Origin of the sequence: Streptomyces sp. NPDC046925, from assembly GCF_040644915.1 — a bacterium.
In the GTDB taxonomy this organism is placed as follows: Bacteria; Actinomycetota; Actinomycetes; order Streptomycetales; family Streptomycetaceae; genus Streptomyces.
In genome coordinates this window covers 1,143,438-1,164,507 of the sequence record NZ_JBEYWZ010000001.1, presented here as the reverse complement: position 1 = coordinate 1,164,507, position 21,070 = coordinate 1,143,438, and the positions used below count along the sequence as shown (strand labels likewise).

At 71.5% G+C, this 21,070-nt stretch carries 17 protein-coding genes and 1 pseudogene; 5 read left to right on the top strand and 13 right to left on the bottom strand.

The genetic code is table 11. The features are described from left to right. Positions 1-6: 6 nt before the first annotated feature. The 9 genes from ABZ906_RS04900 to ABZ906_RS04860 form a co-directional block, all read right to left on the bottom strand. On the bottom strand, positions 7-1,041 hold the full coding sequence (locus ABZ906_RS04900; RefSeq protein ID WP_361378093.1) for a LacI family DNA-binding transcriptional regulator: 1,035 nt from the start codon (positions 1,039-1,041) through the stop codon (positions 7-9). A gap of 76 nt (positions 1,042-1,117) precedes the next feature. Next, the gene (locus ABZ906_RS04895; protein ID WP_361377390.1) at positions 1,118-2,023 is read right to left on the bottom strand and encodes an ROK family protein; all 906 of its coding nucleotides are present in this window, start codon (positions 2,021-2,023) and stop codon (positions 1,118-1,120) included. After that, positions 2,020-3,738 (bottom strand): hypothetical protein, encoded by a 1,719-nt coding sequence (locus ABZ906_RS04890; RefSeq protein WP_361377387.1) that lies wholly within the window; start codon positions 3,736-3,738, stop codon positions 2,020-2,022. The genes ABZ906_RS04895 and ABZ906_RS04890 overlap by 4 nt, the downstream gene beginning before the upstream one ends. Positions 3,739-3,773: 35 nt before the next feature. Continuing rightward, positions 3,774-6,950, bottom strand: a complete 3,177-nt coding sequence (locus ABZ906_RS04885) for a glycoside hydrolase family 38 C-terminal domain-containing protein (protein WP_361377384.1) — start codon at positions 6,948-6,950, stop codon at positions 3,774-3,776. 20 nt (positions 6,951-6,970) lie between these two features. After that, positions 6,971-7,783, bottom strand: coding sequence for a carbohydrate ABC transporter permease (locus ABZ906_RS04880; protein WP_361377381.1), 813 nt, complete (start codon positions 7,781-7,783; stop codon positions 6,971-6,973). A gap of 10 nt (positions 7,784-7,793) precedes the next feature. After that, a complete protein-coding gene (locus ABZ906_RS04875; protein WP_361377378.1) occupies positions 7,794-8,777 on the bottom strand; it encodes a sugar ABC transporter permease in 984 nt (327 codons plus the stop codon). Then, positions 8,774-10,078: an extracellular solute-binding protein gene (locus ABZ906_RS04870; protein WP_361377375.1), complete on the bottom strand. Its 1,305-nt coding sequence runs from the start codon at positions 10,076-10,078 to the stop codon at positions 8,774-8,776. The genes ABZ906_RS04875 and ABZ906_RS04870 overlap by 4 nt, the downstream gene beginning before the upstream one ends. 128 nt (positions 10,079-10,206) lie before the next feature. Continuing rightward, entirely contained in the window at positions 10,207-11,469 is a 1,263-nt protein-coding gene (locus ABZ906_RS04865; RefSeq protein WP_361377372.1) for an MFS transporter, read from the bottom strand. Further along, entirely contained in the window at positions 11,466-12,173 is a 708-nt protein-coding gene (locus ABZ906_RS04860; RefSeq protein WP_361377369.1) for a helix-turn-helix domain-containing protein, read from the bottom strand. The genes ABZ906_RS04865 and ABZ906_RS04860 overlap by 4 nt, the downstream gene beginning before the upstream one ends. 171 nt (positions 12,174-12,344) lie before the next feature. Between ABZ906_RS04860 and ABZ906_RS04855 the strand changes: the two genes are divergently transcribed. Then, a complete protein-coding gene (locus tag ABZ906_RS04855) occupies positions 12,345-13,994 on the top strand; it encodes a GMC oxidoreductase (protein WP_361377366.1) in 1,650 nt (549 codons plus the stop codon). A 28-nt stretch (positions 13,995-14,022) separates the two neighbouring features. On the opposite strand, the gene ABZ906_RS04850 is transcribed toward ABZ906_RS04855, so the two are convergent. The 4 genes from ABZ906_RS04850 to ABZ906_RS04835 all read right to left on the bottom strand — a co-directional run bounded on the left by ABZ906_RS04850 (position 14,023) and on the right by ABZ906_RS04835 (position 16,894). Further along, positions 14,023-14,502 (bottom strand): carboxymuconolactone decarboxylase family protein, encoded by a 480-nt coding sequence (locus tag ABZ906_RS04850; RefSeq protein ID WP_361378090.1) that lies wholly within the window; start codon positions 14,500-14,502, stop codon positions 14,023-14,025. A 5-nt stretch (positions 14,503-14,507) separates the two neighbouring features. Continuing rightward, complete coding sequence (locus ABZ906_RS04845; protein ID WP_361377363.1) at positions 14,508-15,587, bottom strand: dihydrodipicolinate reductase; 1,080 nt, start codon at positions 15,585-15,587, stop codon at positions 14,508-14,510. A 90-nt stretch (positions 15,588-15,677) separates the two neighbouring features. Then, on the bottom strand, positions 15,678-16,193 hold the full coding sequence (locus tag ABZ906_RS04840) for a lytic polysaccharide monooxygenase auxiliary activity family 9 protein (RefSeq protein WP_361377360.1): 516 nt from the start codon (positions 16,191-16,193) through the stop codon (positions 15,678-15,680). 158 nt (positions 16,194-16,351) lie between these two features. After that, a complete protein-coding gene (locus tag ABZ906_RS04835) occupies positions 16,352-16,894 on the bottom strand; it encodes an FABP family protein (RefSeq protein ID WP_361185621.1) in 543 nt (180 codons plus the stop codon). A gap of 158 nt (positions 16,895-17,052) precedes the next feature. On the opposite strand from ABZ906_RS04835, the pseudogene ABZ906_RS04830 reads away from it, so the two are divergent. The 4 genes and pseudogenes from ABZ906_RS04830 to ABZ906_RS04815 form a co-directional block, all read left to right on the top strand. After that, positions 17,053-17,151: pseudogene (locus tag ABZ906_RS04830) on the top strand (iron chelate uptake ABC transporter family permease subunit); the annotation flags it as partial. A 230-nt stretch (positions 17,152-17,381) separates the two neighbouring features. After that, a complete protein-coding gene (locus ABZ906_RS04825) occupies positions 17,382-19,076 on the top strand; it encodes an ABC transporter ATP-binding protein (protein ID WP_361377357.1) in 1,695 nt (564 codons plus the stop codon). Further along, entirely contained in the window at positions 19,073-20,929 is a 1,857-nt protein-coding gene (locus tag ABZ906_RS04820) for an ABC transporter ATP-binding protein (protein WP_361377354.1), read from the top strand. The genes ABZ906_RS04825 and ABZ906_RS04820 overlap by 4 nt, the downstream gene beginning before the upstream one ends. Next, complete coding sequence (locus ABZ906_RS04815; RefSeq protein WP_361377351.1) at positions 20,929-21,069, top strand: hypothetical protein; 141 nt, start codon at positions 20,929-20,931, stop codon at positions 21,067-21,069. Before ABZ906_RS04820 ends, ABZ906_RS04815 begins: the two co-directional genes overlap by 1 nt. The last annotated feature ends 1 nt before the right edge of the window (position 21,070 follow it).

The following is a 21,070-nucleotide window of genomic DNA, read 5'->3' as shown; positions in this document are numbered from 1 at the left end:
CGAACCTCAACTTCCGTACTCCACCAGGCTGGTCGGGGTGACGATGCGCTGCACGGAACCGAGTGCGGTCTTCTTGTCGGTGTCGGAGCCCTTCCCCCGCAGCCGGTCGGCGAGGAGCTGGCCCGCCGCCCGGCCCACTTCGTCGCTGTCGTACGCCACGAGCGTCAGCGGCAGGCCGAGCGAGTCAGCCAGCTCGAAGTCGTCGAAGCCCGCGAGCGCGGTGTCGGTACCGGACGCGCGGATGGCGCGGAACGCCCCGATCGTGTTGCGGTTGTTGGAGCAGAACAGCGCGGTCGGCGGCTCGGGAAGGGCGAGCAGTTCGGCCGCGGCGCGCCGGGCCTCCCGCGGCTCGGTCTGCCCCTGTCGTACGCAGCTGTCGTCGAAGGGGATGCCGTGGGCGGCGAGGGCGGCGGCGTATCCACGCAGGCGCTCGGTGCCGGTGTAGACGGCGGGCGGCGAGCCGAGGAAGCCGATCCTGCGGTGGCCGCGGGTGATCAGCCGGGCGGTGGCGGCGCGCGCACCGCCGAAATCGTCGACCAGGACGCAGTCGGCCTCGAACCCTTCGGGCGGCCTGCTGGCGAGCACCACGGGTACGCCGTCGGCCGCCGCAGCGGCGAGATGCCGCTGATCGGCCGACGCGGGGACGGCGATGATGCCGTCGACGCGGCGGGCCACCAGGTCGGCGACGAGTTCGCGTTCACTGTCCAGGTCCTGGCCGGTGTTCCCGATGACGGTCTTGAAGCCGTCGCCCGCGATGACGGAGTCCACTCCGAGGGCCAGGCGTGAGTAGAAGGGGTTGGCGAGGTTGGTGACGACGAGTCCGACCAGGCCCGTTCCCCGTCCCAGGCGCAGGCTGCGGGCCACCTCGTTGGGCCGGTAGCCGAGTTCGGCGGCGGCGGCACGGATGCGTTCGCGGGTGGCCGGGAGCACGCTCGGGTCGTCGCGCAGGGCCCTGGAGGCGGTCATCGCACTGACGCCCACCCGCTGGGCGACGTCCCGCAGGGTGGCCGGGCCGTCCGCGGGGTGCCGCGGTTCAGGCATCGTCACGTGTCGTCCTCTCTCCTCGGGGGCTCCTCAGGGGGCTCCCCCGGTCTCACCGATTCCCCCCGGCCCGCCCTCACCGCCCGGCGGCTCCGGCGTACTCGGCCGCCCCGATCAGCGCCGCGTCGACCCCCAGCGTGCCCCGGCGCGGTCTCACCGGAGTATCCCCGAAGCCGGTGCTCAGGGCGGGGCCGACCAGGTCCCAGGACAGTGCCACGGCGCCGCCGACCACGACCGCCGACGCGCCGAAGTCACGTACGCACGGGGCCAGGACAGTACCGAGCGCGGCCAGGGCCTCGTCAAGCACCTGCGCGGCCCATCGCTCGCCGTTGCGGGCACGCGCGGCGATGTCCCGCACGTCCACGCCGCGGTCGCCGTCACGCGAACCGTCACGGGAGCCGCCGCGCAAGCCGTCACGCGCTCCGTAGCGGGCGAGGATCGCCCGCCGTGACACGAAGTGCTCCAGGGGCGCGCCGGCCCAGCGCAGCAGGTCGACGCGGCCCCCGGGCGGCACGCCGGGCCCTTCCCTGCGTACGGCCCCGTCCGCGAGGAACGCCGACCCCACCCCCGTCCCCAGGGTGACCCCCACGCAGCGGCGGTGGCCGACCGCCGCTCCCCTGCTCCACTCCCCCAGCGCGAACGCGTGCGCGTCGTTGACGAACACGACGTCCGCCGGTCTCGGCCACACGCCGTCGATGAGCACCGAGCGGACGTCGATGCCGTACAGGTCGTCGAACTTGCCCACACCCCGGAAGCGGGCGATGCCGTTCTCGTGGTCGAAGGGTCCCGGCACGGCGACCGCCCACACCTGGCCCGCGGGCGCCTTGAGCTCCCCGGCGCAGCGCACGATCGCGCCGAGTACGCGCTCGGCATCGCCTCGCCCGTCCAGTGGCCGCCGGATCCGCCGGCTCACCCGGCCGCGCGGCGGGTCGACGAGAGCGGCGGTGACATGGGTGCCGCCGATCTCCAGGACGGCTCTCACGGGGGACTCGCACCCGCGCCGCGACGGTCCCGCACGAGCGCCTTGACCACTTTGGCCGGGCCTCCCCGTGCCTTCAGGCGGTAGCCGCCGACCGCCGCGGGCACCGTCAGGGTCTCCGCGTAGGCCAGCGTGTGCCGGTCGCCCGCCGAGGTCAGCACGGTGATCCCCTCCCCCTCCACCACGTTCAGGACGTGGAACCGGCCCGCTGTGTCGTCGGCGGCTTCGGCCTCCGCGTCGAGTGCGTAGCGCCGTACCTCGTAGAACATCTCGTCGAGCGAGCCGAGCAGTTCCTCGTGCCAGCCGTGCCCGCGCCGCAGGACGCAGGGTTCTTGGACCAGATCGCGCGTCACGGCATCGCCGCGCCGCTCCGTCTCCAGGTTGGCGAGGCCGTGTTCGTAGGGCAGCGGGCGCGGGTTGCCGTCGGCGTCCGGTCGCAGCCAGTCGTAGAAGCGCAGGCTGTAGAGGTACGGGGTCGCGCTGATCTCCAGTACGAGGTTGCCTTCGCCGCTGGCGTGCGGGGTGCCCGCCGGGATCATGAAGAGCCTGCCCTGGTCGGCGGGGAAGGTCATGACGTGGTCGGCGGGGTCCATCGCCACCCCGTCGTGCGCCGCTTCCTCGATCTCCTTGCGGAAGAGCGTGGGGTCGGCGTCCTCGCGCAGCCCAAGGTAGACGCGGGTGTCGGCGCTGCCGAGCGTCATGTAGTACGTCTCGTGCTGGGTGTAGTGCCAGCCGAACCGCTCCCGCATGTACGGCTCCTTGGGGTGGCAGTGCACCGAGAGACTGCCGCCGCCCATGGTGTCCAGATAGTCGAAGCGGATCGGGAAGGACGTGCCGAAGCGGGCGTGCGACTCCGGTCCGAGCACCTCGTCGGGGTGCAGGACGCACAGGAGCTGGAAGGGAACCTCGGCCTGGGCCTCGGGGCCGTGCCCGATGAGGATGCCCGCTTCGGGGGCGATGAGTTCGTAGCCCAGTGCGGTGTTGCGTGCGCCGGGGTTGAAGCCGAGCGCGTGCTGGGCCCAATGCCCGCCCCAGGGCGTGGTGTTGAAGAAGGGCCTGGTGCGTACGGGGCGTCGCGCGAGGTCGGCGTAGCTCGCCCGCAGGCCGTCCCCGTCGACGAAGACGGGCCGCCCGGGGTCCTGTACGTCGAGCCATCCGTCGAGCTGCCCCGCGATCGCGTCACGGTGGCGGTCGATCATCGGCCAGTCCACGTAGAAGAGCCGCTTCAACTCGGCCCGCTGAGCGGGCAGTCCGAGGTTGCTTCCCTCTCCGGCCGCCACAGCGGACTCCGCGTACCGCTTGGGCAGATCGGCGTACCAGAGCACGTCGTGCAGGACCAGGGAGGCGCCGGGGCCGTAGACGAGCAGCAGGTCCTCCAGGTCGCCCTCGCCCTCGTCGCCCCGCGGGAGTTCGCGGAAGAGGTCCGACAGGGGGTTCCGCGCGAGCTTGCAGTAGTAGGGGTCGTCGGCGTCCGGGGCGCTCATGGTGCGGCCGCGCACCACGGCGGGGGGTGCGTAGCGCGTGCGGATGTCGAGGGTGCGCACGGGGACGGGGCAGGCGGCGGTGAGCCGGGCCGCGATGGTCTCCCAGTCGGCGGTCGGTGGCCCCTCGACGGCCACGATCGCGGGTTCGGACGGCAGCCGTTCGGCGACGGCCTGCCAGCCGCTGGTCAGTACGGTCCCCGGTGCCGGGGGGTAACGCGGGTCGAGCCGGTACACGCGTGCTCCTTCGAGCGGGGGTTCTGCACGGGAAATCAGGGACGTACGAGCAGCACCGCGGTCGTGCCGAGTGCGGGTACGTCGACGGTCAACGTGCCGCCTGAGAGTGGGAGTTCACCGTTCTTAGTGCCCAGATAGTCCGCGCGGTGGGCGGCGGCGACCGGGAAGCGGATCCGCACCGGGCAGGCCACCGGCTCCCGCGCGAACGACTGGAGCCGGAGCAGGACCTGGCCGGGCCCCGGCGCCGTGACACCGACCAGGCGGATCCTGGTGTCCCCGAGGTCGGCGAAGGCGAGGGACGCCTGTCCGTCGTCCTCGGCGCCCTCGGCTCCCCTGGCCCGCACGACCCGCAGCGGGCGGCTGAAGGCCGCCGCCGTGCGGGGACCGAGCCCGTCGGCGGTGGGGGCGCAGGCCAGGCTGTAGCGGTAGGTGAACTCGAAGCCCTGCTCGCCGGGGAAGTTGGTGTCCCACAGGTTGTTGTGGATCCAGGAGAAGACGGTGGCGGGCTCGTCGTGCTCCATGGTCTTGGGGAAGGGCGCGTACGGCAGCGCGATGTTGCCGAACTGCACGAGCGGCGCGTCCTGCGTGGACCAGGCCACCGCGAGCCCGTCGTCGGCGAGCGTCACCCAGCGGCGCACGGCCCGCATGTGCAGGGCGGACCCCGGCACCACGGGGAGCCCGGTGCCCGTCAGGCCGCCGGAGGCCTCCATGCGCACGACCGGCGCCTCGAAGGCGAAGGGGAACGCGAAGTAGGCGCTCTCCTTGCGCGGCGTCGCGTCCTTGTCGAGGCGGTTCTCGATGTCGAGGCGGGGCACGCCCGCGGGCAGGGTGAGCGTGGTGCGCAGCCGGTTGGCTCCGGCCGGGCGGGTCTCGTACGTGATCGATTCGGCCGTCGGCGTGGAGCGGCGGGCGATGAGCGCGGCGGGCGGGGCGACGGCTCGGTTGCCGAGGTGTTCGAGGCGGTCGGACGCCGTCGTACGGCTGGAGTTGTGGTTGAAGGCTCCGGCGGTGGTGTAGCTGTCGTGGAGGTAGGCGTTGAAGCCGACGGTCGCGTCCCGGCGGACGAGTTCGCGGCCGGTGGCCTTGTCGACGACCGAGGCGATGCAGGCGTGTGCCAGGTCGACGCGTACGGCGAGGTGTTCGTTCTCCAGGAGGGTGGGTTCGGGCAGGGCGAGCGCGTCGGCGGCGGTGCGGGCCGGGTCGTCGCGCTCGGCGGCGCCGGTGGGGTTCCAACCGGTGGCGGCCTTCGCGGTGGTGCTCTGTGACCGCTCGCCGGCCCGCGCGGTGTCGGCGGTGATGTCCAGGCGCACCGATCCGGCGGGCGGCACCTCGTCCACGCGGACGAGGAGGAACCGTCCGGCGTCCCGGTGCTCGTCGTTGGTCTGCGGTTGTTCCTCGTGGTCGAGGCGGCGTCCGTCGCGGGCGTCCCGCACGGCCACCGGCTGTTCCGGCGGCACGCTGCTCTCCGGCAGGAAGATCCGTACGACGTCCGTGCGCGGCCAGGAGCAGGTGTTGACGACGTGGAAGGTGGCTTCGGCACCCGGGGCTACCGCGAGCCGCTGGCCGAGGCGGGCGCTCGCCCTGCCGAGGAGCGCGTTCCCGTCGTCGTACGCGCGCAGCGCCTGGCCGTACTTCCAGTGCCACTGCTGCTCGCCGCTGTGGCCGCCCTCGTCGCCGTGGGTCCACGGGTCGCCGGCGCCCCAGGTGTGCTCGTCGAAGAGCGACACCGCTTCGTAGACCCCGGCCGCGTCCCGCGTGTCGTCCTCGGCCCCCGTGGCGTCGAGGATGCCTGCGAACGTGCCGATGGTCTGGGCGTCGGCGACCACTGACTGGGCGGTGCGGGCCAGGGACAGCGGCCGCGCGCCTGAGCCGACTCCGTCGACCCACCAGTCGGTCCAGTCGCCATCGAAGGTCTGGATGGCGTCGCCGAGCCTGGCCTCGGCGTCGGTGAAGAAGTCCTCGTTGCGCGAGAGCCGCAGCCGGGGGAAGGCCCAGGTGTCGTTCCAGCGGCGGACGGTGTCGGCGATGATGCGGCGCGGGGGCGCGTTGTCGCCGAACTTGCCCTGGACGCGCAGGTGCAGCACGTCCCAGGGGTAGGGCTCGCGCTTGACCTCGGTCTGGTCCATGGCCCAGCCGAAGATGCCGCCGCGGTAGGGGTACGGGTGGGTGGCCAGGGAGGTCAGATAGGCGGGAAGCAGGTCGTCGACGTCCGCGTAGTCCGTGTCGAAGCCGAGCAGCGGGCCTTCCATGTAGGCGAGGCCGTGCGGGGTGTCGGTGACCCAGACGAGGACGCTGTTGCCGCTGGGGGCGCGCCAGCGGAAGAGGCGGGGCAGCTTCTCGCCGCCGACCAGATGGGGCACGGAGCGTCCGGCCCAGTTGTGCGCCACGGAGAGGTAGGTGACTCCGGCGGCGGTCAGCGCGTCGACCAGGCCGACGACCGCTCCGGGTACGTCGGTCTGCATGGCGGAGGTGAAGGTGACGCCGTGCCGGTCGCGCACGTCGTGGGCCAGGCGGAGCAGTTCGTGCAGTTCGTCGGTGGAGCAGGTCTCGGTGTGCAGGTTGAACGGCAGGGCGGTCAGCTCGATGCGTCCCTCGCGCACCCGGCGCACGAACTCCTCGACCTGTTCGGCGGGGCGGGCGTCGGCCCACTGCCGGAAGGACCACAACGACTCGACGCACCAGCGGAACTGCGACTCGGCGGGCCAGTCGTCGGTGGCTCTGGTGAGTTCCAGGCAGGAGTCGAGGAAGGAGAGGTGCTCGGCGAGGACATGGCCCTGGGGGTCGGTGTAGCCGATGTCGAGGTGGGAGTGGTGGACCAGGTGGAGGGTCCAGCGGCGCTGCGGGGTGAGCCGTACCTCGATGCCCTCGGTGGTGTCGGGCAGGCAGACGGTGAGGCGGGTCTCGGTGTCGACGGCGGGCACCATGAGGCGTACGCAGCCGCCGGGTCCTGCGAGCTTTTCTACGGGCAGCGCGGTCCCGGACTCGGTGCGGACGGTGAACTCCCCCGGCAGGATGGACCCGTTGACCGCTTCGACGCGCAGGGACTGCGTGAGGCCGTCGCCGTCCGGTGCCTGGCGCAGCAGCGGCTCCTCCGTCAGTTTCAGGGCGCTGTCGCCGAGGGTTCCCTCCGCGGTGACGACGGACGCGCGCAGGCTGTCGCGTATCCGGTCGTTGTCCCAGTCGGTGGCGCGGACGAGGGCCCGTGTCGTCATGCGGTTGCCTCCGGCGGCTCTCAGCGGGCGGATGCGGTGACGCCGCGCAGGAACAGGCCGCGGAACACCAGGAAGAGGAGGAGCGTGGGCGTGGAGACGATCAGCGCGCCCGCGAGGATGACGGGCGGGCCGGTGGAGGAGTAGGCGTTGTTGAGGGTGGTCAGGGCAGCCATCACCGGCTGCACGTCGGGGCTGCGGCTGAGCGTGATGCCAAGGAGCAGGTCGTTCCAGACGGCCGTGAACTGGAAGATGAAGGCCGCGCCGAGTCCTGCCTTCATCAGCGGTACGTGGATGCGCCAGAAGATCCGCCGGAAGGACGCCCCGTCGATGAGCGCGGCCTCCGTCAACTCCGGCGGCATGGTGGTCATCTGGTTGCGCATCAGGAAGAAGGCGAACGGCACGGCCCACGCGGCGTAGACCAGCATGAGCCCGATCCTGGTGTCGTAGAGGTCGGCGTCCGCGTACAGGCCGAAGAGCGGTGCGAGGAACATCTGCAGCGGGAAGAGCGTGCCGGAGTAGATCAGCCAGAACCAGAAGGCGGGCCGCGGAACGGGCAGGACGACGACGGCGAACGCCGCCATGGCCGCGATGAGCACTGCGGCGAGGCCGCACACCACGGCGTAGAGCAGCGAGGACTGGAAGCTGTCGCCGATGCCCGCGACGTTCCAGGCGGTTTCGAGGTTCTTCACGAGGTCGAAGCCCTGGACGGTCCAGTCGGGTTTGCCCGTGTACTGGGCGGCGGGCGTCAGGGCGTTGACCACGAGGAGGTAGAGCGGGATCAGCCAGAGCAGCACGCATCCGGCGACGAAGACATGGCGCGCGGCGCGACCCATGGGAGCCTCCTCAGACCCTGGCGTTGACGGCGCGGTGGTCGGTCTCGGGCATCTGGCGGCGCAGGTACATCCAGGAGGAGGCGACGACGATCACCGAGAGGACCAGCGCGATCGCCGATCCGTAGCCGATGTGGAAGAGCCGGAACGCCTCGCGGTACATGCTCAGGGCGAGGGTCTCGGAGGAGCGGGACGGGCCGCCCTTGGTGAGGATCCAGATCATGTCGAACGCCTTGAGGCTGTTCACGACGGCCATCCCGACCACGACGACGGTCACGGCCCGCAGCTGGGGCAGCGTGACGTAGCGGAACATCCGCCAGCCGCTCGCGCCGTCGAGCTGGGCGGCTTCGACGGTCTCCCGGGGGATGGCCCGCAGGCCGATGGCGAAGAGGACCACGTTGAGCCCGGTGGCCTGCCACGTACTCGCGACGATCATCGAGAGCGTGTTCTGCGGCCACTCCAGGAGCCAGGTCTGCGCCCATGAGTCCAGGCCGATCGTGCGCAGGGCCTGGTTGACGGCGCCGTCGGAGGTCAGCATGAAGTTCCACAGGACGGCGGTGGCCGCGGCCGAGATCGCGTACGGCAGCACGATGACGAGCTGCGCGATGCCGCCGAACCGCATGCGGTGCGTGGCGACGGCGATGAGCAGTCCGGCGAGGACGGGCAGGAGCAGCGTCCCGGCCACCCACATCAGGGTGTTGAGGAGCGAGCGGCCGAAGACCGGGTCGTCGGCGAGCCGCGCGTAGTTGTCGAATCCGGTGAAGCTGCTCGTGAAGCCGTTGTTCTCGAAGAAGCTGTCGTAGACGCTGCGGAAGAACGGATAGACGAGCAGTACGCCGACGAAGGCGAAGGCGGGCAGCGCCCAGGGCAGTGCGCCGAGCGGCCCGCCGAGTCTGCCGCCGCCGCGGGCGGCCTGGTGCGGGGTGCGGGTCGGGACGCGGCGGCGTACGCCCGCGGGCTTCGCCGTGTGCGGGGCGGGGGTGACGATCTCGGTCATGTCCGCTCCGCCTCCCGCCAGACCTGCCACGCCTCGTCCGCGCGCTCCTGCATGGTCCGCAGCACCGTGCGGTGCGAGGAGGGGTTCAGCAGGAAGCCGGCCAGGTCGTCGACGGTCGCCTCGACCAGTTCGGGCGGGCCCTGCTCCCAGAAGCGGTTGAGCAGCCGGAGCTTGTCGCCGCGTACCTTCCTCGCGAGGCCGGCGATCATCTGGTTCGCGGGCATGGTCGCCGGGTTGGGGCAGCCGTCCTGGAGGCTGTGCGAGAAGGCCTCCATGACGGGGGGACGCAGCCAGCTGTCCGCCGCCTTCACCGCCTCGGTCCGGTCGGGTCCCTTCACGGTGCAGACCAGGGCGCTGGACTCGAAGACGACGCAGGGGCGGGCCTTCGGGTCCGCCATGGGCAGGATGAAGGCGCCGAGGTTCTTGCCGGGCTTCGCGCCCGCGCCCACGAGGGTCGAGCCGAGCCAGGTGCCGCAGGGGACCATCCCGACCTTGCCGTGGACGAGGGCCGCGGCGGCGTCGGCGTGGCTCATGTCCATGGGGGTGAACCAGTCCTTGTCGAAGAAGGACTCGAGCGTGCGCAGGGCGCGTGCGGCGCGCGGGTCGGTGTAGCGCTCGCGGCCGTTCATCAAGTCCTCGTAGAACTGGGGGTCCTGGCGGCTGAGGATCTCCTGGAACCAGATGAAGGCGGGCCAGCGGTCGGCCGCCGAGCCGTGCAGCGGGGTGATCCCGCTCTTCTTGAGCCGCTCGCAGACGGCGAGGAATTCCTCCCAGGTCCGGGGAGCCTTGAGGCGGTGCTTCTCGAACACCTCGGTGTGGTGGAAGAACACCCAGTACGCGAGGTTCATCGGCAGGCCGTAGACCCGCCCCCGGTAGGTGAACGCGTCCCGTAACGAGGCATAGACCCAGCCTTTTCCGGCCGCGTTCTCCCACTGCCTGGTCAGGTCGACGATGCCGCCGGTGCGGGCGAGGTCCTGGAGCCGGTAGCCCGACCAGTATTTGAGCATGTCCGGCGTCTTGCTGGTGCGCAGCGAGGACTTGACGACCTGCTCGAACGATTCGAGGGACGGATTGACCTCCGGCACGAGCCGCACTCCCGCCACGCCGTCCATGGCCGCCCCCGCGGCGGCCATGGGCTTCTCCCAGGCGGCACTGTCGCCGAGCACGCCGACTCTGCCGGGCGGCTGTCCGCTCGCGGCCCCGCAGGCCGTGGCGAGGGCTCCGACGGCGGTCGCGGCGAGGAGGGTGCGGCGGTCCAGCGCGGCGCCCGGTAACGGATGGCGGTGACGACTACCTGACATGGGTGGCTCCCTCAGGTGTGTGTCAGCCCGGTGTTAGCGTTAACACAGGCGTGATGGAGCTTCTCCGCGCCGGGGTGGGATGTCAATGGTTCGCGCAACAGGTCTGCCGTGTAAGCCAGTTGGGGTCTTCACGTGCGCACGGTGTCCCGCGCGGCGGATTGGGGCAGCTCCCGGATGCCCGGCACCGGTGACGGCAGGAGCCACAGCACCGCGAGGACCGCGCCCGCCGTACCGATCCAGAGCGTCGGGCGCAGCCCCATCGCCGTGCCGAGTGCGCCGCCCGCCAGCGCGCCGAGCGGCCGGAAGCCGTAGTTGAGGGTGCGGTAGGCGCCCATGACCCGCGACCGGATGGCGCGCGGGATCAGGGCCGCCTGGAGCGACGCGGCAGGGATGTCGACGATCATCACGCCGACGCAGGAGAGGAATTCGGCGAGGAAGAGCGTGCCGACGACCAGCGGCAGCGGCCCGTCCGCGAGCGGTACGAGCAGCAGCGGCACCGTGAATCCGAGGGAGCCTCCGACGACGCACGCCCCGATGCCGAAGCGGCGCACGAGCCATCCGCTGGAGGCGGCGCCGATCAGCCCGCCGACGGCTCCCGCGCCGAGCACCGCGCCCAGGACACCGGCGCTCAGGCCGAGTTCGACCGTCGCATAGAGCACGAAGAGCGTGTGGAACATGAAGTTGAAGAACTGGATGGTGCCGGACCACGCGAACAGCGCACGCATCGTCGGCTCCTTGACGACCCAGCGCAGCCCGGCCGTGAAGTGCCCCTTGGTGACCGGTGCGGGTTCGGGCTCGACGGGCTTGATGGACGACAGCTGGCGGGCCGAGACCAGATAGGTGAGGGCGTCGGCGACCAGGGCGAAGGGGGCGGTGAGCAACTGCACCAGTAAGCCGCCGGCCCCCGGACCGGCCAGCCAGGACATCGAACGGCTGCCGCTGAGAAGGGAGTTGGCCGGCACATAGCGGTCCGCCTCGACGAGGGACACGAACAGGGTGGCGTTGCAGACGTCGAAGAGCACGGTCAGCGCGCCGACCCCGAAGGCAATCACGTAGAGCTGCCCGAGCGTGAGGGCGTCGAGCAGATAGGCGAGCGGCAGGGTGAGGACCAGTGCCGCGCGGGCCAGGTCGGCGGCGATCATGGCGCGCCTGCGCCGGGCCTGCCGGTCGGCCCACGCGCCGAGCGGCAGGCTCAGGAGCAGCGTGGGCAGCAGCCCCGCGGCCTTGAGCCAGCCCATCTCGGCGGCGTCGGCGCCGAGTACGAGCACGGCGGCGAGCGGGATGGCGATCAGCGAGATCTCGTCGCCGATGAGCGAGACGGTCTGCCCGGTCCAGTAGCGCCGGAAGCTCCGCTCGCGCAGGAGGCCGGGCATTCGCTCCCGGAGTCTCATCCGCCGGTCCCGGTGCCGTCGCCGTCCGGGGCCGCCCCGTCCGGGCCTCCCTCGTCCGGGGTCTCCCCCTCCGGGGCTCCCCCGTCCGGGACCTCCTCGGGGATCTCCCGGTCGACGAAGGCGAGCCGCAGCACGCTGACAGGGCGCGCGCCCTCGGGACGTTCGTCCGCCGCGCGGTCCTCGTAGGGCTGGAGCAGCGCGTCGATGCGTTCGCTGATGCCGGTCAGCTCCTCGGGGGTGAGGTGGAGGAGCGAGTCGCTGAACTGCTCGGCCTCGCGCCAGGCACGCGGCAGCAGGCGCCGCTGCTCCATGGCCCGGACGGCACGGTCGAAGTACCGCTGGGCGACTGCCGCGCTCAGCGCGTCCGAAGCCTCGGCCACGGACGCGTCCTCGCTGTAACCGGGCCAGTCGGTGAACCGGGCCGTCGCTCGCCACGGCTTCTCGCGCCCGCGACCGCCGGGCGCCACTTCGACGAGCCCGTACTTCGCGAGTATCCGCAGGTGGTACGAGCAGCTGGCCACGGACTCGCCGGTCAGCTCGGCGGCCCGGGTGGCCGTGAAGGGCCCGCTGCGCCGCAGCAGTCCGACCAGGGACATGCGGGTGGGGTGGGCGTACGCGCGCAGGGCGCGGGGGTCGGTGAGGCGGATGCTGCGGGGCGGGGAAGCGCTCCCGGCCGCATCGGCGGGATCAGGGGTCTCCGGCATGATGTAAAGGTATCTTTAGAAAGACTCCTTTACAAGGGTCGCCCCACCGGCGCGAGAGGGATCTCCGCACCCGTACAAGATCGGACAGAAGTTACCTCTAGGTATGCAGTGACTTAATAAGCCAGTAGCAGTAGAACTCGTTCCCATTCCTACGAGAGTGAGGAACATCACATGAGTGGCACTACCATGCGTATTACTGGCTCAGAGGGTGTGACGCGTCGAAGATTCATTGCTGGAACTGGTTCTATTCTTGGCGCCGTCACGCTCTCCGCTCAGGCCCTTCCCGCCGCCGCCCAGGCGGAGCCCGCAGCCGCGGCCGGACCCATCGGCGACGGGGCCCGCGTCCCCGTACTGATCATCGGCACCGGGTACGGCGGCTCCGTCGCCGCCCTGCGCCTGGCCCAGGCAGGCGTCGACGTGCACATGGTCGAGATGGGCATGGCCTGGGACACCCCCGGCTCCGACGGCAAGATCTTCGCCCACACGACCTCACCCGACGGCCGTTCCTACTGGCTGCGCACCAAGACCAAACAGCCCCTGAGCAACTTCCTCGGCTTCCCCATCGACAGGGACATCCCGCGCTACACCGGCATCCTCGACGCCGAGGAGATGGGCGGCATCATCGTCTACCAGGGCCGCGGCGTCGGCGGCGGCTCGCTGGTCAACGGCGGCATGGCGGTCACGCCCAAGCGCGAGAACTTCGGCGCCATCCTCCCGTCGGTCAACGCCGACGAGATGTACTCCACCTACTACCCCCGCGCCAACGCCGGTCTCGGCGTCAGCACCATCGACCCCGCCTGGTTCGACAGCGTCGACTGCTACCAGTACTCGCGGGTCGGCCGAAAGCACGCCCAGCGCTCCGGCTTCCCGTACGTCTTCGTGCCCGGCGTCTACGACTGGGACTACATGAAGCAGGAGGCGGCGGGCACGGTCCCCAAGTCGGCGGTCACCGGCGAGATCCTCTACGGCAACAACTACGGCAAGAAGTCACTCCAGAAGACCTACATCGCCAAGGCCACCGCGACCGGCAAGGTCACCATCTCCCCCCTGCACAGGGTGACTTCGGTCGCCCCCGCGTCCGGCGGCGGCTACACCGTCGTCATCGAACAGCTCAACACCACCGGCGCCACCACCGCCACCAAGTCCGTGACCGCGGCCAAGGTGTTCTTCGCGGCCGGCAGCGTCGGCACCAGCAAACTGCTCGTCAAACTGAAAGCCACCGGCGCGCTGCCGAACCTCAACGGCGAGATCGGCAAGGGCTGGGGCGACAACGGCAACGTCATGTGCGGCCGCGCCAACCACATGTGGGACGCGACCGGCAAGGTCCAGTCGGCCATCCCCACGGGCGGCATCGACAACTGGGCGGCCGGCGGCGCCTTCGCCGAGGTCGCACCGCTGCCCACCGGGATCGAGACGTACGCCTCGTTCTACCTCTCGATCACCAAGAACCCCAACCGCGCCTCGTTCTCCTGGAACGCGGCGGCGGGCAAGGCGGAACTGAACTGGCAGACGGCCTGGAAGCAGCCGTCCATCGACGCCGCCAAGACCATCTTCGACAAGATCAACTCAAAGGAGGGAACGATCTACCGCACCGATCTGTTCGGCACGTACAAGATCTGGGGCGACCATCTCACGTACCACCCGCTGGGCGGCGCGGTCCTGAACAAGGCGACCGACAACTACGGCCGCCTGCACGGCTATTCGGGGCTCTACGTCATCGACGGCTCGCTGATCCCCGGCAACACGAGCGTCAACCCGTTCGTCACCATCACGGCACTCGCCGAGCGGAACATCGAGAAGATCATCGCGACTGACGTGTAGCGCGCCATCACCGTGAACGGCCGGGGAGTCAGTGCCCGGGAAGCACACACACCGCATCGAGGCCGAGCACGTGGTTGAGCCGGCCGAACGCCAGCCAGGAACCGATGCTCATGCTCAGTTCCACGATCTCGCGCTGGCTGTAGTGCGCGGTCATCCGCGTCCAGAACTCCTCGTCGAGGCCGTGGTGATCCAGGGTGTACCGCTCGGCGTACTCGGCGGCAAGGCGTGTCCTGTCGTCGAACGCGTCGGTGGTGCGCCACTGGGTCACCGCCTCGGCGAACTCCTCCTCGACCTTCTGCCCCTCGCGTTCGGTCCGCCAGTCGAGGCAGAACAAGCACCCGTTGATCTGCGCGACGCGCAGCCGGGCGGCCTCGAACTCCCGCAGTCCCAGGGTCGTGTGCTCGTACACCGACAGCGAGAAGTTCGCCGCGGCCATGCCGATGCCGGGGACCATGTCGCCCCACACGTACCCGATCGGCTCCTGCCCCCCGGGGATGTCGATGTGCATGGCGCTCATTGCTTGCTCCTTCCGAGCTTGCCGGTGGCCGGGCGCAGGGGGACGTCGAGCGCGTCGTAGAGACCGGGTTCCGCCTCCACGAGCCAGTCGATGGCGCCGACCAGGCGGCCGACCGCGGTGGCGTTGCCGCCCGCCGACCGGTTGTCGCCCTCGTCGGTGGCCTCGACCGTGACCTGGATGCGCGGACGCCCCTCGATGATCACCCGGTGCGCGCCCGCGTCGTCGGGCGGCGCGGGCCAGTCCGGTGCGCAGGAGGGGTGGATGCGGGTGATGTGCTCGATGACGATGCGGGGTACGCCCCCGACGATGCCCTGCACCTCGAACCGCACCGCGCCCTGGGTGCCCGCTTCGAAGTCGCCCATCGTCCGTGTGCTGACCGAGGTGTCGAGCGCGCGCCGCTCCAACGTCTCGCGTATGTCGTCGAGTTCGACGCCGAGCGCCCTGGCCATCAGCCGGATCTGGCCGCCCCACACCATGGTCGGAATGGTCTCGGCGAGCATCAGGGGCTCGTAGTCCATCGGATGCCCCATGCCGATCAGGTGGCGTACGGCATCCTCCTGGTCGTACGTGGAGTAGTCGAAGATCTCCTGGCAGCGGACCTCGTCGATGGTGCTGCCGAGGCCGCTGACGAGCAGCGGCAGGACGTCGTTGCCCCAGCCGGGGTCGACGCCGGACACGAAGAGGGAGCCGCCGCCCTCCGCGACCGCGGCGACGAGCGGGTCGCGCAGTTCGGGCGGGGCGTTGCGCTGGTCGTAGAGCGCGTAGAGCGCGGGCGTGACGACGACGGCTCCGGCCCGGATCGCCCTGCCGATGTCGGCGAGGGCCTCGTCGGGACGCAGATCGCCGGAGGCCGCGTAGACCACGGCGCCGGGCGTCGCGGCCAGGACCGCGTCGACGTCGTCGGTGGCGGTGACGCCCAACTGCCCCTCCAGACCGGCAAGGTCGGCCGCGTCGCGGCCGACCTTGCCGGGGTTGTGGACGAGCACCGCCGTGAGTTTCAGCGCCGGGTGGGCCTCGACGGCGCGGATGGCCGCTCGGCCGACATTTCCGGTACCCCAGACAACCGTGGAAATCATGCGGCGGAGGGTAGCCAGAGGGCGTATCACTTCATAGGGCCATGACCGGAGAGATTTCCGTCAGGGGTTTCGAGGGCAAGAGCGCCTGTCCTAGCGGATGTTCACGTCGATGCACGCGTAGAAGGCGTTCGACGTGTCGCCTATGTTCCAGACGGCGAGCACCTTGTGCCTGCCGGTGGCGCTGCCGAGGTTGACCTGGTGCGAGACGGTGGCCGGCGGCTGCTGGTTGCCGCCGTCGATCGTCGCCACCTTCGTGCCGTCGACGAAGTACTCGTAGTTCGCGGTGCGGTGCCGTGCGGTGAACGTCCAGGTGAAGGTCTGCGTCCTGCTGACGTTGCTGGCCTTCCAGCCCTTGTTGTCGTCGTTGAGCTCGGCGAACCTGGCGTTGCCGCCGCTGCAGCTGCGCAGGCCCTTGGGGCCCTCGACGCTCTGCGGTTCCCATTTGATGTCGCCGCACGAGACCGCGCCCGAGGCGCACTGCGCCTGCCGGCTTGCCGGTGCGTTGACGTATCCGTGCGCGCTGGCCGACCCCGTCGGCAGGGTGAGGGCGAGGACCGGTGCCAGGCCCGCACCGATCATGGCGGCCAACTTCCGCTTCTTGTGCATGCGTACTCCTTCACGGCGCTTGAGTGGGGGTGTGCGTGAAGTGCTGGGGCCAGATGTTCGCGATGGCCGATTAGTCCAGACCATAGACTTTGGCGGGCCTCGGTCAAGGCTGCTTTCGGGCCACGTACGGACGCCCCCGGTACGCCTGCGCGGTACGCCTACGCCTTGCGCGTGAGCCGTGCCGCGAGATGGTGTTGCAGCGGCTGTCCGACCGCCGCGAGGTCGTGCACGAAGGTGAGGTTGTCCGCGTCCGTCAGTTCGTAGCGGCGGCGCGTGGCCTCCACTTCCTTGGCGGTGGGGGTGCGGGCCACCTCGTGGGTGGAGAGGTCGATCGCGCCGTCGGCCGCACGGCCCACCGCGATCTCCGCGATGCCGGTGGGCTGGGTGATCAGCGCCTCCACCCGGCCGTCGGGCTGCAGCCGCCACCAGCCGCTCTCGCGTGCGGACGGCCGCAGCGGTGCGCCGTCGGCGCCCAGGAGCCAGGCCCGCGCCTCGTAATGGAGGAAGGGGCGGCCGTCGTGGCTGAAGGTGACCTCCTGGGCGTAGCTGAAGTCGGCCTCGATGGTGGGGTATTCGCCCTGGCCACGGCCGTGCCAGCGACCCAGGAGACCGAGCACGGGCGCGAGCAGCGGATGCGGCGCCGGTGTCTCGTCCGGCCGGTGGCCGTCGGGGTACGGGTACTCCGGTGCGGGGTCGAACACGGTGTGCGCTCCAGGGGGTAGGTGCCGGTGCCGGGACGAAGCCTAGGGGCCCGCGCGGGCGGTTTCCGTCAGGCGGCGGCAGCGGCGGGAGCTCTCGCCGGCGATGGCCGAAAAATTGGGGTACCTAAGCGACCTGCCCGGCTTCGGCGGAACACGGCCCCCGCATCACGCTCGGCCTGGCGGCGGGCGCTGCCCCGGGTCTCGCGGGCGCGCTCATGCAGGCCCTGACCCGCAATCCGCTCGCCGATCCGGGCATCCCCGCCGGGCCGGTCCGCGAGGTCGGTCGTGCCGATCGCGGCCAGGGCCTCGTGGACGGCACGCCCGTCGGCCTGCGACCACGCTACGCCGGTCACGTCGTCGCCATGAAGGCCGGACGCATCGCCGCACAGGGCCCCCCGGCCGAGGGACACCACCACGGGGCAACAATTTCCGGAAGTTAGGTTACCCTCACTTAGATTTTCGTTGTCCGGCCTGGAGAGGGTGGCGGGTGAGTTCTTCAAGTCCGTCGGGGCGGGACGTCCTGAGAGAGTCGATACGGGGGCAGCGGCGCGATGTCGCCGTCGGCTCCGTGCTGGGTTCGGGCCACCAGATGGGCGAGGCGCTCGTCCCCGTCCTGATCGGCGTCGCGATCGACCAGGCCGTCACCGACTCCGACACCGGCGCCCTGCTGATCTGCCTCGGCGTACTCGCCGTGGGCTATGTGGCGCTCGCGCTGAGCTTCCGGTTCGGCGCCATGGCCGGTGAACGCGGCGCGGCCCGCGCCGAGCACACCTTGCGCATCCGTCTCGTACGCCGTGTGCTCGCCCCCGGCGGCGGCGCCGAGGAAGGCCGGCTGCCCGGAGCGCTCGCCAACATCGCGACCGAGGACGCCAAGCGCGTCGGCGCCGTCAACATGGCCGTGATGTCCGGCATCTCGGCACTGACCGGCATCCTCACCTGTGCCGTGATCCTGCTGCGCATGTCGCTGACGCTCGGCCTCGTCGTCCTGCTCGGCACACCGGTCCTGCTCTGGCTCGGGCACCTGCTGAGCAAGCCCCTCGAAAGCCGCAGCGAGGCCGAGCAGGAGCGTGCCGCCCACGCGTCGGCCGTCGCCGCCGACCTGGTGTCGGGGCTGCGGATACTGAAGGGAATCGGCGGCGAATCGGCGGCCATCGCCCGCTACCGCACCACCAGCCGCGACTCCCTGGGGGCCACCCTCAAGGCGGCGCGCGCACAGGCCTTCCAGAGCGGTGTCGTCCTCGCGCTCACCGGATGCCTGATCGCCGTCGTGGCCCTGGTGGGCGGCAGGCTCGCCGCCGGGGGCGACATCAGCCTCGGCGAGCTGGTGTCGGCGGTCGGGCTCGCGCTCTTCCTCGTCGGTCCCCTGGAGGTGCTCGCCTGGGTCAACGCCGAGCTCGCCCAGGGCCGGGCATCGGCAGGCCGCGTCGCGGAGGTCCTCGCCACCGCGCCCGCCGTCACCGCCGGAGACCGCAGCCTGCCCCAGCCGGTGCGCGGCGCCGTCCGCCTCGAGGGGGTACGGCACGGCGGGCTGCGCGGCGTGGACCTGGACGTCACGCCCGGCGAGCTGCTCGGCGTGGTGGCCACCGACCCCGCGCACGCGGCGGACCTCATGCGCTGCCTGGCCCGGCACACCGATCCCGACGCCGGGGCCGTGCGTCTTGACGGCATCGCCCTGCGGGACCTGGACCCGGCCGAGCTGCGCACGGCGATGCTGGTCGCCGCGCACGACGCGGACCTCTTCGAAGGCACCGTCCGCGAGAACGTCACGGCCGCCGCCCCCGACGGCAGCGACCCGGAGCAGGCGATGGCGGCCGCCGGAGTCACCCAGGTCGCGCAGACGCTGCCGGACGGCGAGCACACGCCGGTCGGCGACCGCGGCCACTCGCTCTCGGGCGGCCAGCGCCAGCGGGTCGCCCTGGCCCGCGCGCTGGCCGCCGAGCGGCCGGTCCTGGTGGTGCACGACCCGACCACCGCGGTCGACGCCGTGACCGAGGCCCGTATCGCCGCCGGACTCCGCGAGATCCGAAAGGGCCGCACCACGGTCCTGGTGACCACGAGCCCCGCACTGCTCTCGGTCACCGACCGGGTGGTGCTCCTGGACGAGGGCCGGGTCACCGACACGGCCCCGCACGCAGACCTGATCCAGCGTCATGAGGCCTATCGCACGGCGGTGTTGGCATGAACGAGCCCATGGAAGGGCAGCAGGCGGACACCCGCGAGCTGCTGCCCACCGCCACCGCGCCCCGCACCCGCGCCGCGGTCCGCGAGCTGGTGCGCCCGCACCGCGGCCTGGCCGCAGGCGGCTTCGCGGTGATGATCGCGGCGACCGGCGTGGGGCTCCTCGTCCAGCCGATCCTCGGCCGCATCGTGGACCTGGTGGCCGACCGGCGCCCGCCGGGAGACCTGACGCTGCCGGTCGTCCTGCTCGTCCTGGTGGCCCTCGTGCACGGCGCGACCACCTCGCTCGGCCTCTCCCTCGTCTCCCGGCTCGGCGAGACCGTCCTCGCGCAGCTGCGCGAGCGGTTCGTGGAGAAGGCCCTGCGCCTGCCGCTCGAACAGGTGGAGAAGGCCGGGGCCGGGGACCTCACCGCGCGCGTGACCAGAGACGTCTCGGTGGTCGGCGAGGCGGTGCGCAGCGCCCTGCCCGAGCTGGCCCGTTCCCTCCTCGCCATCGTCCTGACGCTGGCCGCGATGGCGGCGCTCGACTGGCGCTTCCTGGTCGCGGCCCTCCTGGCGGTGCCCGTGCAGGCGTCCACCGCCCGCTGGTACGTACGCCATGCCGTGCCGCTCTACGCCCAGCAGCGCATCGCCACCGGTGCTCAGCAGCAGCAGCTCCTCGACACCATCTCCGGCGCGGGCACGGTGCGCGGGTTCCGTATCGAGGAGGAGCACACCGAGCGGGTGACGCGGCGCTCGTCGACCGCGGTCGCGCTGAAGATGCGCGGCATCCGCCTGGTCCTCGACTTCTACAACCGCCTGCACGTGGCCGAGTACACCGGCCTTGCCGCGGTGCTCGTCGCCGGTTTCCTCCTCGTCCGCGCGGACTCCGTGTCCATCGGCACCGCGACCGCCGCCGCGCTGTACTTCCACAGCCTGTTCGCGCCGGTCAACAACGCGCTCGTCCTGCTCGACGACGCACAGTCGGCGACCGCCTCGCTGGCCCGGCTCGTCGGGGTCGCCGACGAGCCGGCCCCGGAACCCGCTTCCGCGCAGGCGGCCCCGGCGGCGCGTGCGCAGGAGCCCGGTGCGGCGCCCGACGGCACCGTCACCGTGACCGGCATCGATCACGCGTACGTCCCCGGCCGTCCCGTCCTGCGGAACGTGGACCTCACGCTGCGCCCCGGCGAGCGGGTGGCCCTGGTCGGCCCGAGCGGCGCGGGCAAGACCACTCTGGCCAAGCTCATCGCGGGCGTGCACGAGCCGACCTCCGGCTCCGTGGACCTGAGCGGGGCTCCGACGCGGGGCAACGGACTGCCGGTGGCCCTGGTCACCCAGGAGACGCATGTCTTCGCCGGATCGCTGGCGGACGATCTGCGCCTGGCCAGGCCCGAAGCCACCGACGACGAGCTGCGCACGGCCCTGACCGAGGTCGAGGCGCTCGACTGGGTCGAAGCGCTGCCCGACGGCCTGGACACCGTGGTGGGCGACGGCGGCCACCGCCTCACCTCCGCCCGGGTCCAGCAACTGGCCCTGGCCCGGCTCATGCTGGCCGACCCGCCGGTGGCCGTGCTGGACGAGGCGACGGCCGAGGCCGGGAGCACCGGCGCGCGTCTGCTGGAGAAGGCCGCGGGCCGGGCGATCGAGGGGCGCACCGCGCTGGTCGTCGCGCACCGCCTGACCCAGGCCGCGACCGCGGACCGGATCGTCGTCATGGAGGGCGGCCGGATCGTGGAGAGCGGCACGCACGACGAACTGCGCGAAGGCTCCGGCTCCTACGCCGCCCTCTGGCAGGCGTGGTCGGGCACCCGCACCGCGAGCGACAAGGCCCCCGCGCACCACGCCGGAACCGACACCACCACCGTGAAGGACGACTGATGCCCGACTCCTTTCGTGTCGGTTCCCTCGTGTCGGTCCTGAGCCTGCCCTGCATGCCGGAACGCCTGGTGCCGCAACTGGCGTCGGCCGTCGACGGCGACACCGCGACGAAGATGGAGCAGCACGCCGACAGCCAGTGAA

What these genes read in the sequence shown, in the direction of transcription:
- ABZ906_RS04900 (WP_361378093.1), bottom strand. Translation starts at nt 1,041, where the DNA reads ATGCCTGAACCGCGGCACCCCGCGGACGGCCCGGCCACCCTGCGGGAC.
- ABZ906_RS04885 (WP_361377384.1), bottom strand. Translation starts at nt 6,950, where the DNA reads ATGACGACACGGGCCCTCGTCCGCGCCACCGACTGGGACAACGACCGG.
- ABZ906_RS04880 (WP_361377381.1), bottom strand. Translation starts at nt 7,783, where the DNA reads ATGGGTCGCGCCGCGCGCCATGTCTTCGTCGCCGGATGCGTGCTGCTC.
- ABZ906_RS04875 (WP_361377378.1), bottom strand. Translation starts at nt 8,777, where the DNA reads ATGACCGAGATCGTCACCCCCGCCCCGCACACGGCGAAGCCCGCGGGC.
- ABZ906_RS04870 (WP_361377375.1), bottom strand. Translation starts at nt 10,078, where the DNA reads ATGTCAGGTAGTCGTCACCGCCATCCGTTACCGGGCGCCGCGCTGGAC.
- ABZ906_RS04865 (WP_361377372.1), bottom strand. Translation starts at nt 11,469, where the DNA reads ATGAGACTCCGGGAGCGAATGCCCGGCCTCCTGCGCGAGCGGAGCTTC.
- ABZ906_RS04860 (WP_361377369.1), bottom strand. Translation starts at nt 12,173, where the DNA reads ATGCCGGAGACCCCTGATCCCGCCGATGCGGCCGGGAGCGCTTCCCCG.
- ABZ906_RS04855 (WP_361377366.1), top strand. Translation starts at nt 12,345, where the DNA reads ATGAGTGGCACTACCATGCGTATTACTGGCTCAGAGGGTGTGACGCGT.
- ABZ906_RS04850 (WP_361378090.1), bottom strand. Translation starts at nt 14,502, where the DNA reads ATGCACATCGACATCCCCGGGGGGCAGGAGCCGATCGGGTACGTGTGG.
- ABZ906_RS04845 (WP_361377363.1), bottom strand. Translation starts at nt 15,587, where the DNA reads ATGATTTCCACGGTTGTCTGGGGTACCGGAAATGTCGGCCGAGCGGCC.
- ABZ906_RS04840 (WP_361377360.1), bottom strand. Translation starts at nt 16,193, where the DNA reads ATGCACAAGAAGCGGAAGTTGGCCGCCATGATCGGTGCGGGCCTGGCA.
- ABZ906_RS04820 (WP_361377354.1), top strand. Translation starts at nt 19,073, where the DNA reads ATGAACGAGCCCATGGAAGGGCAGCAGGCGGACACCCGCGAGCTGCTG.
- ABZ906_RS04815 (WP_361377351.1), top strand. Translation starts at nt 20,929, where the DNA reads ATGCCCGACTCCTTTCGTGTCGGTTCCCTCGTGTCGGTCCTGAGCCTG.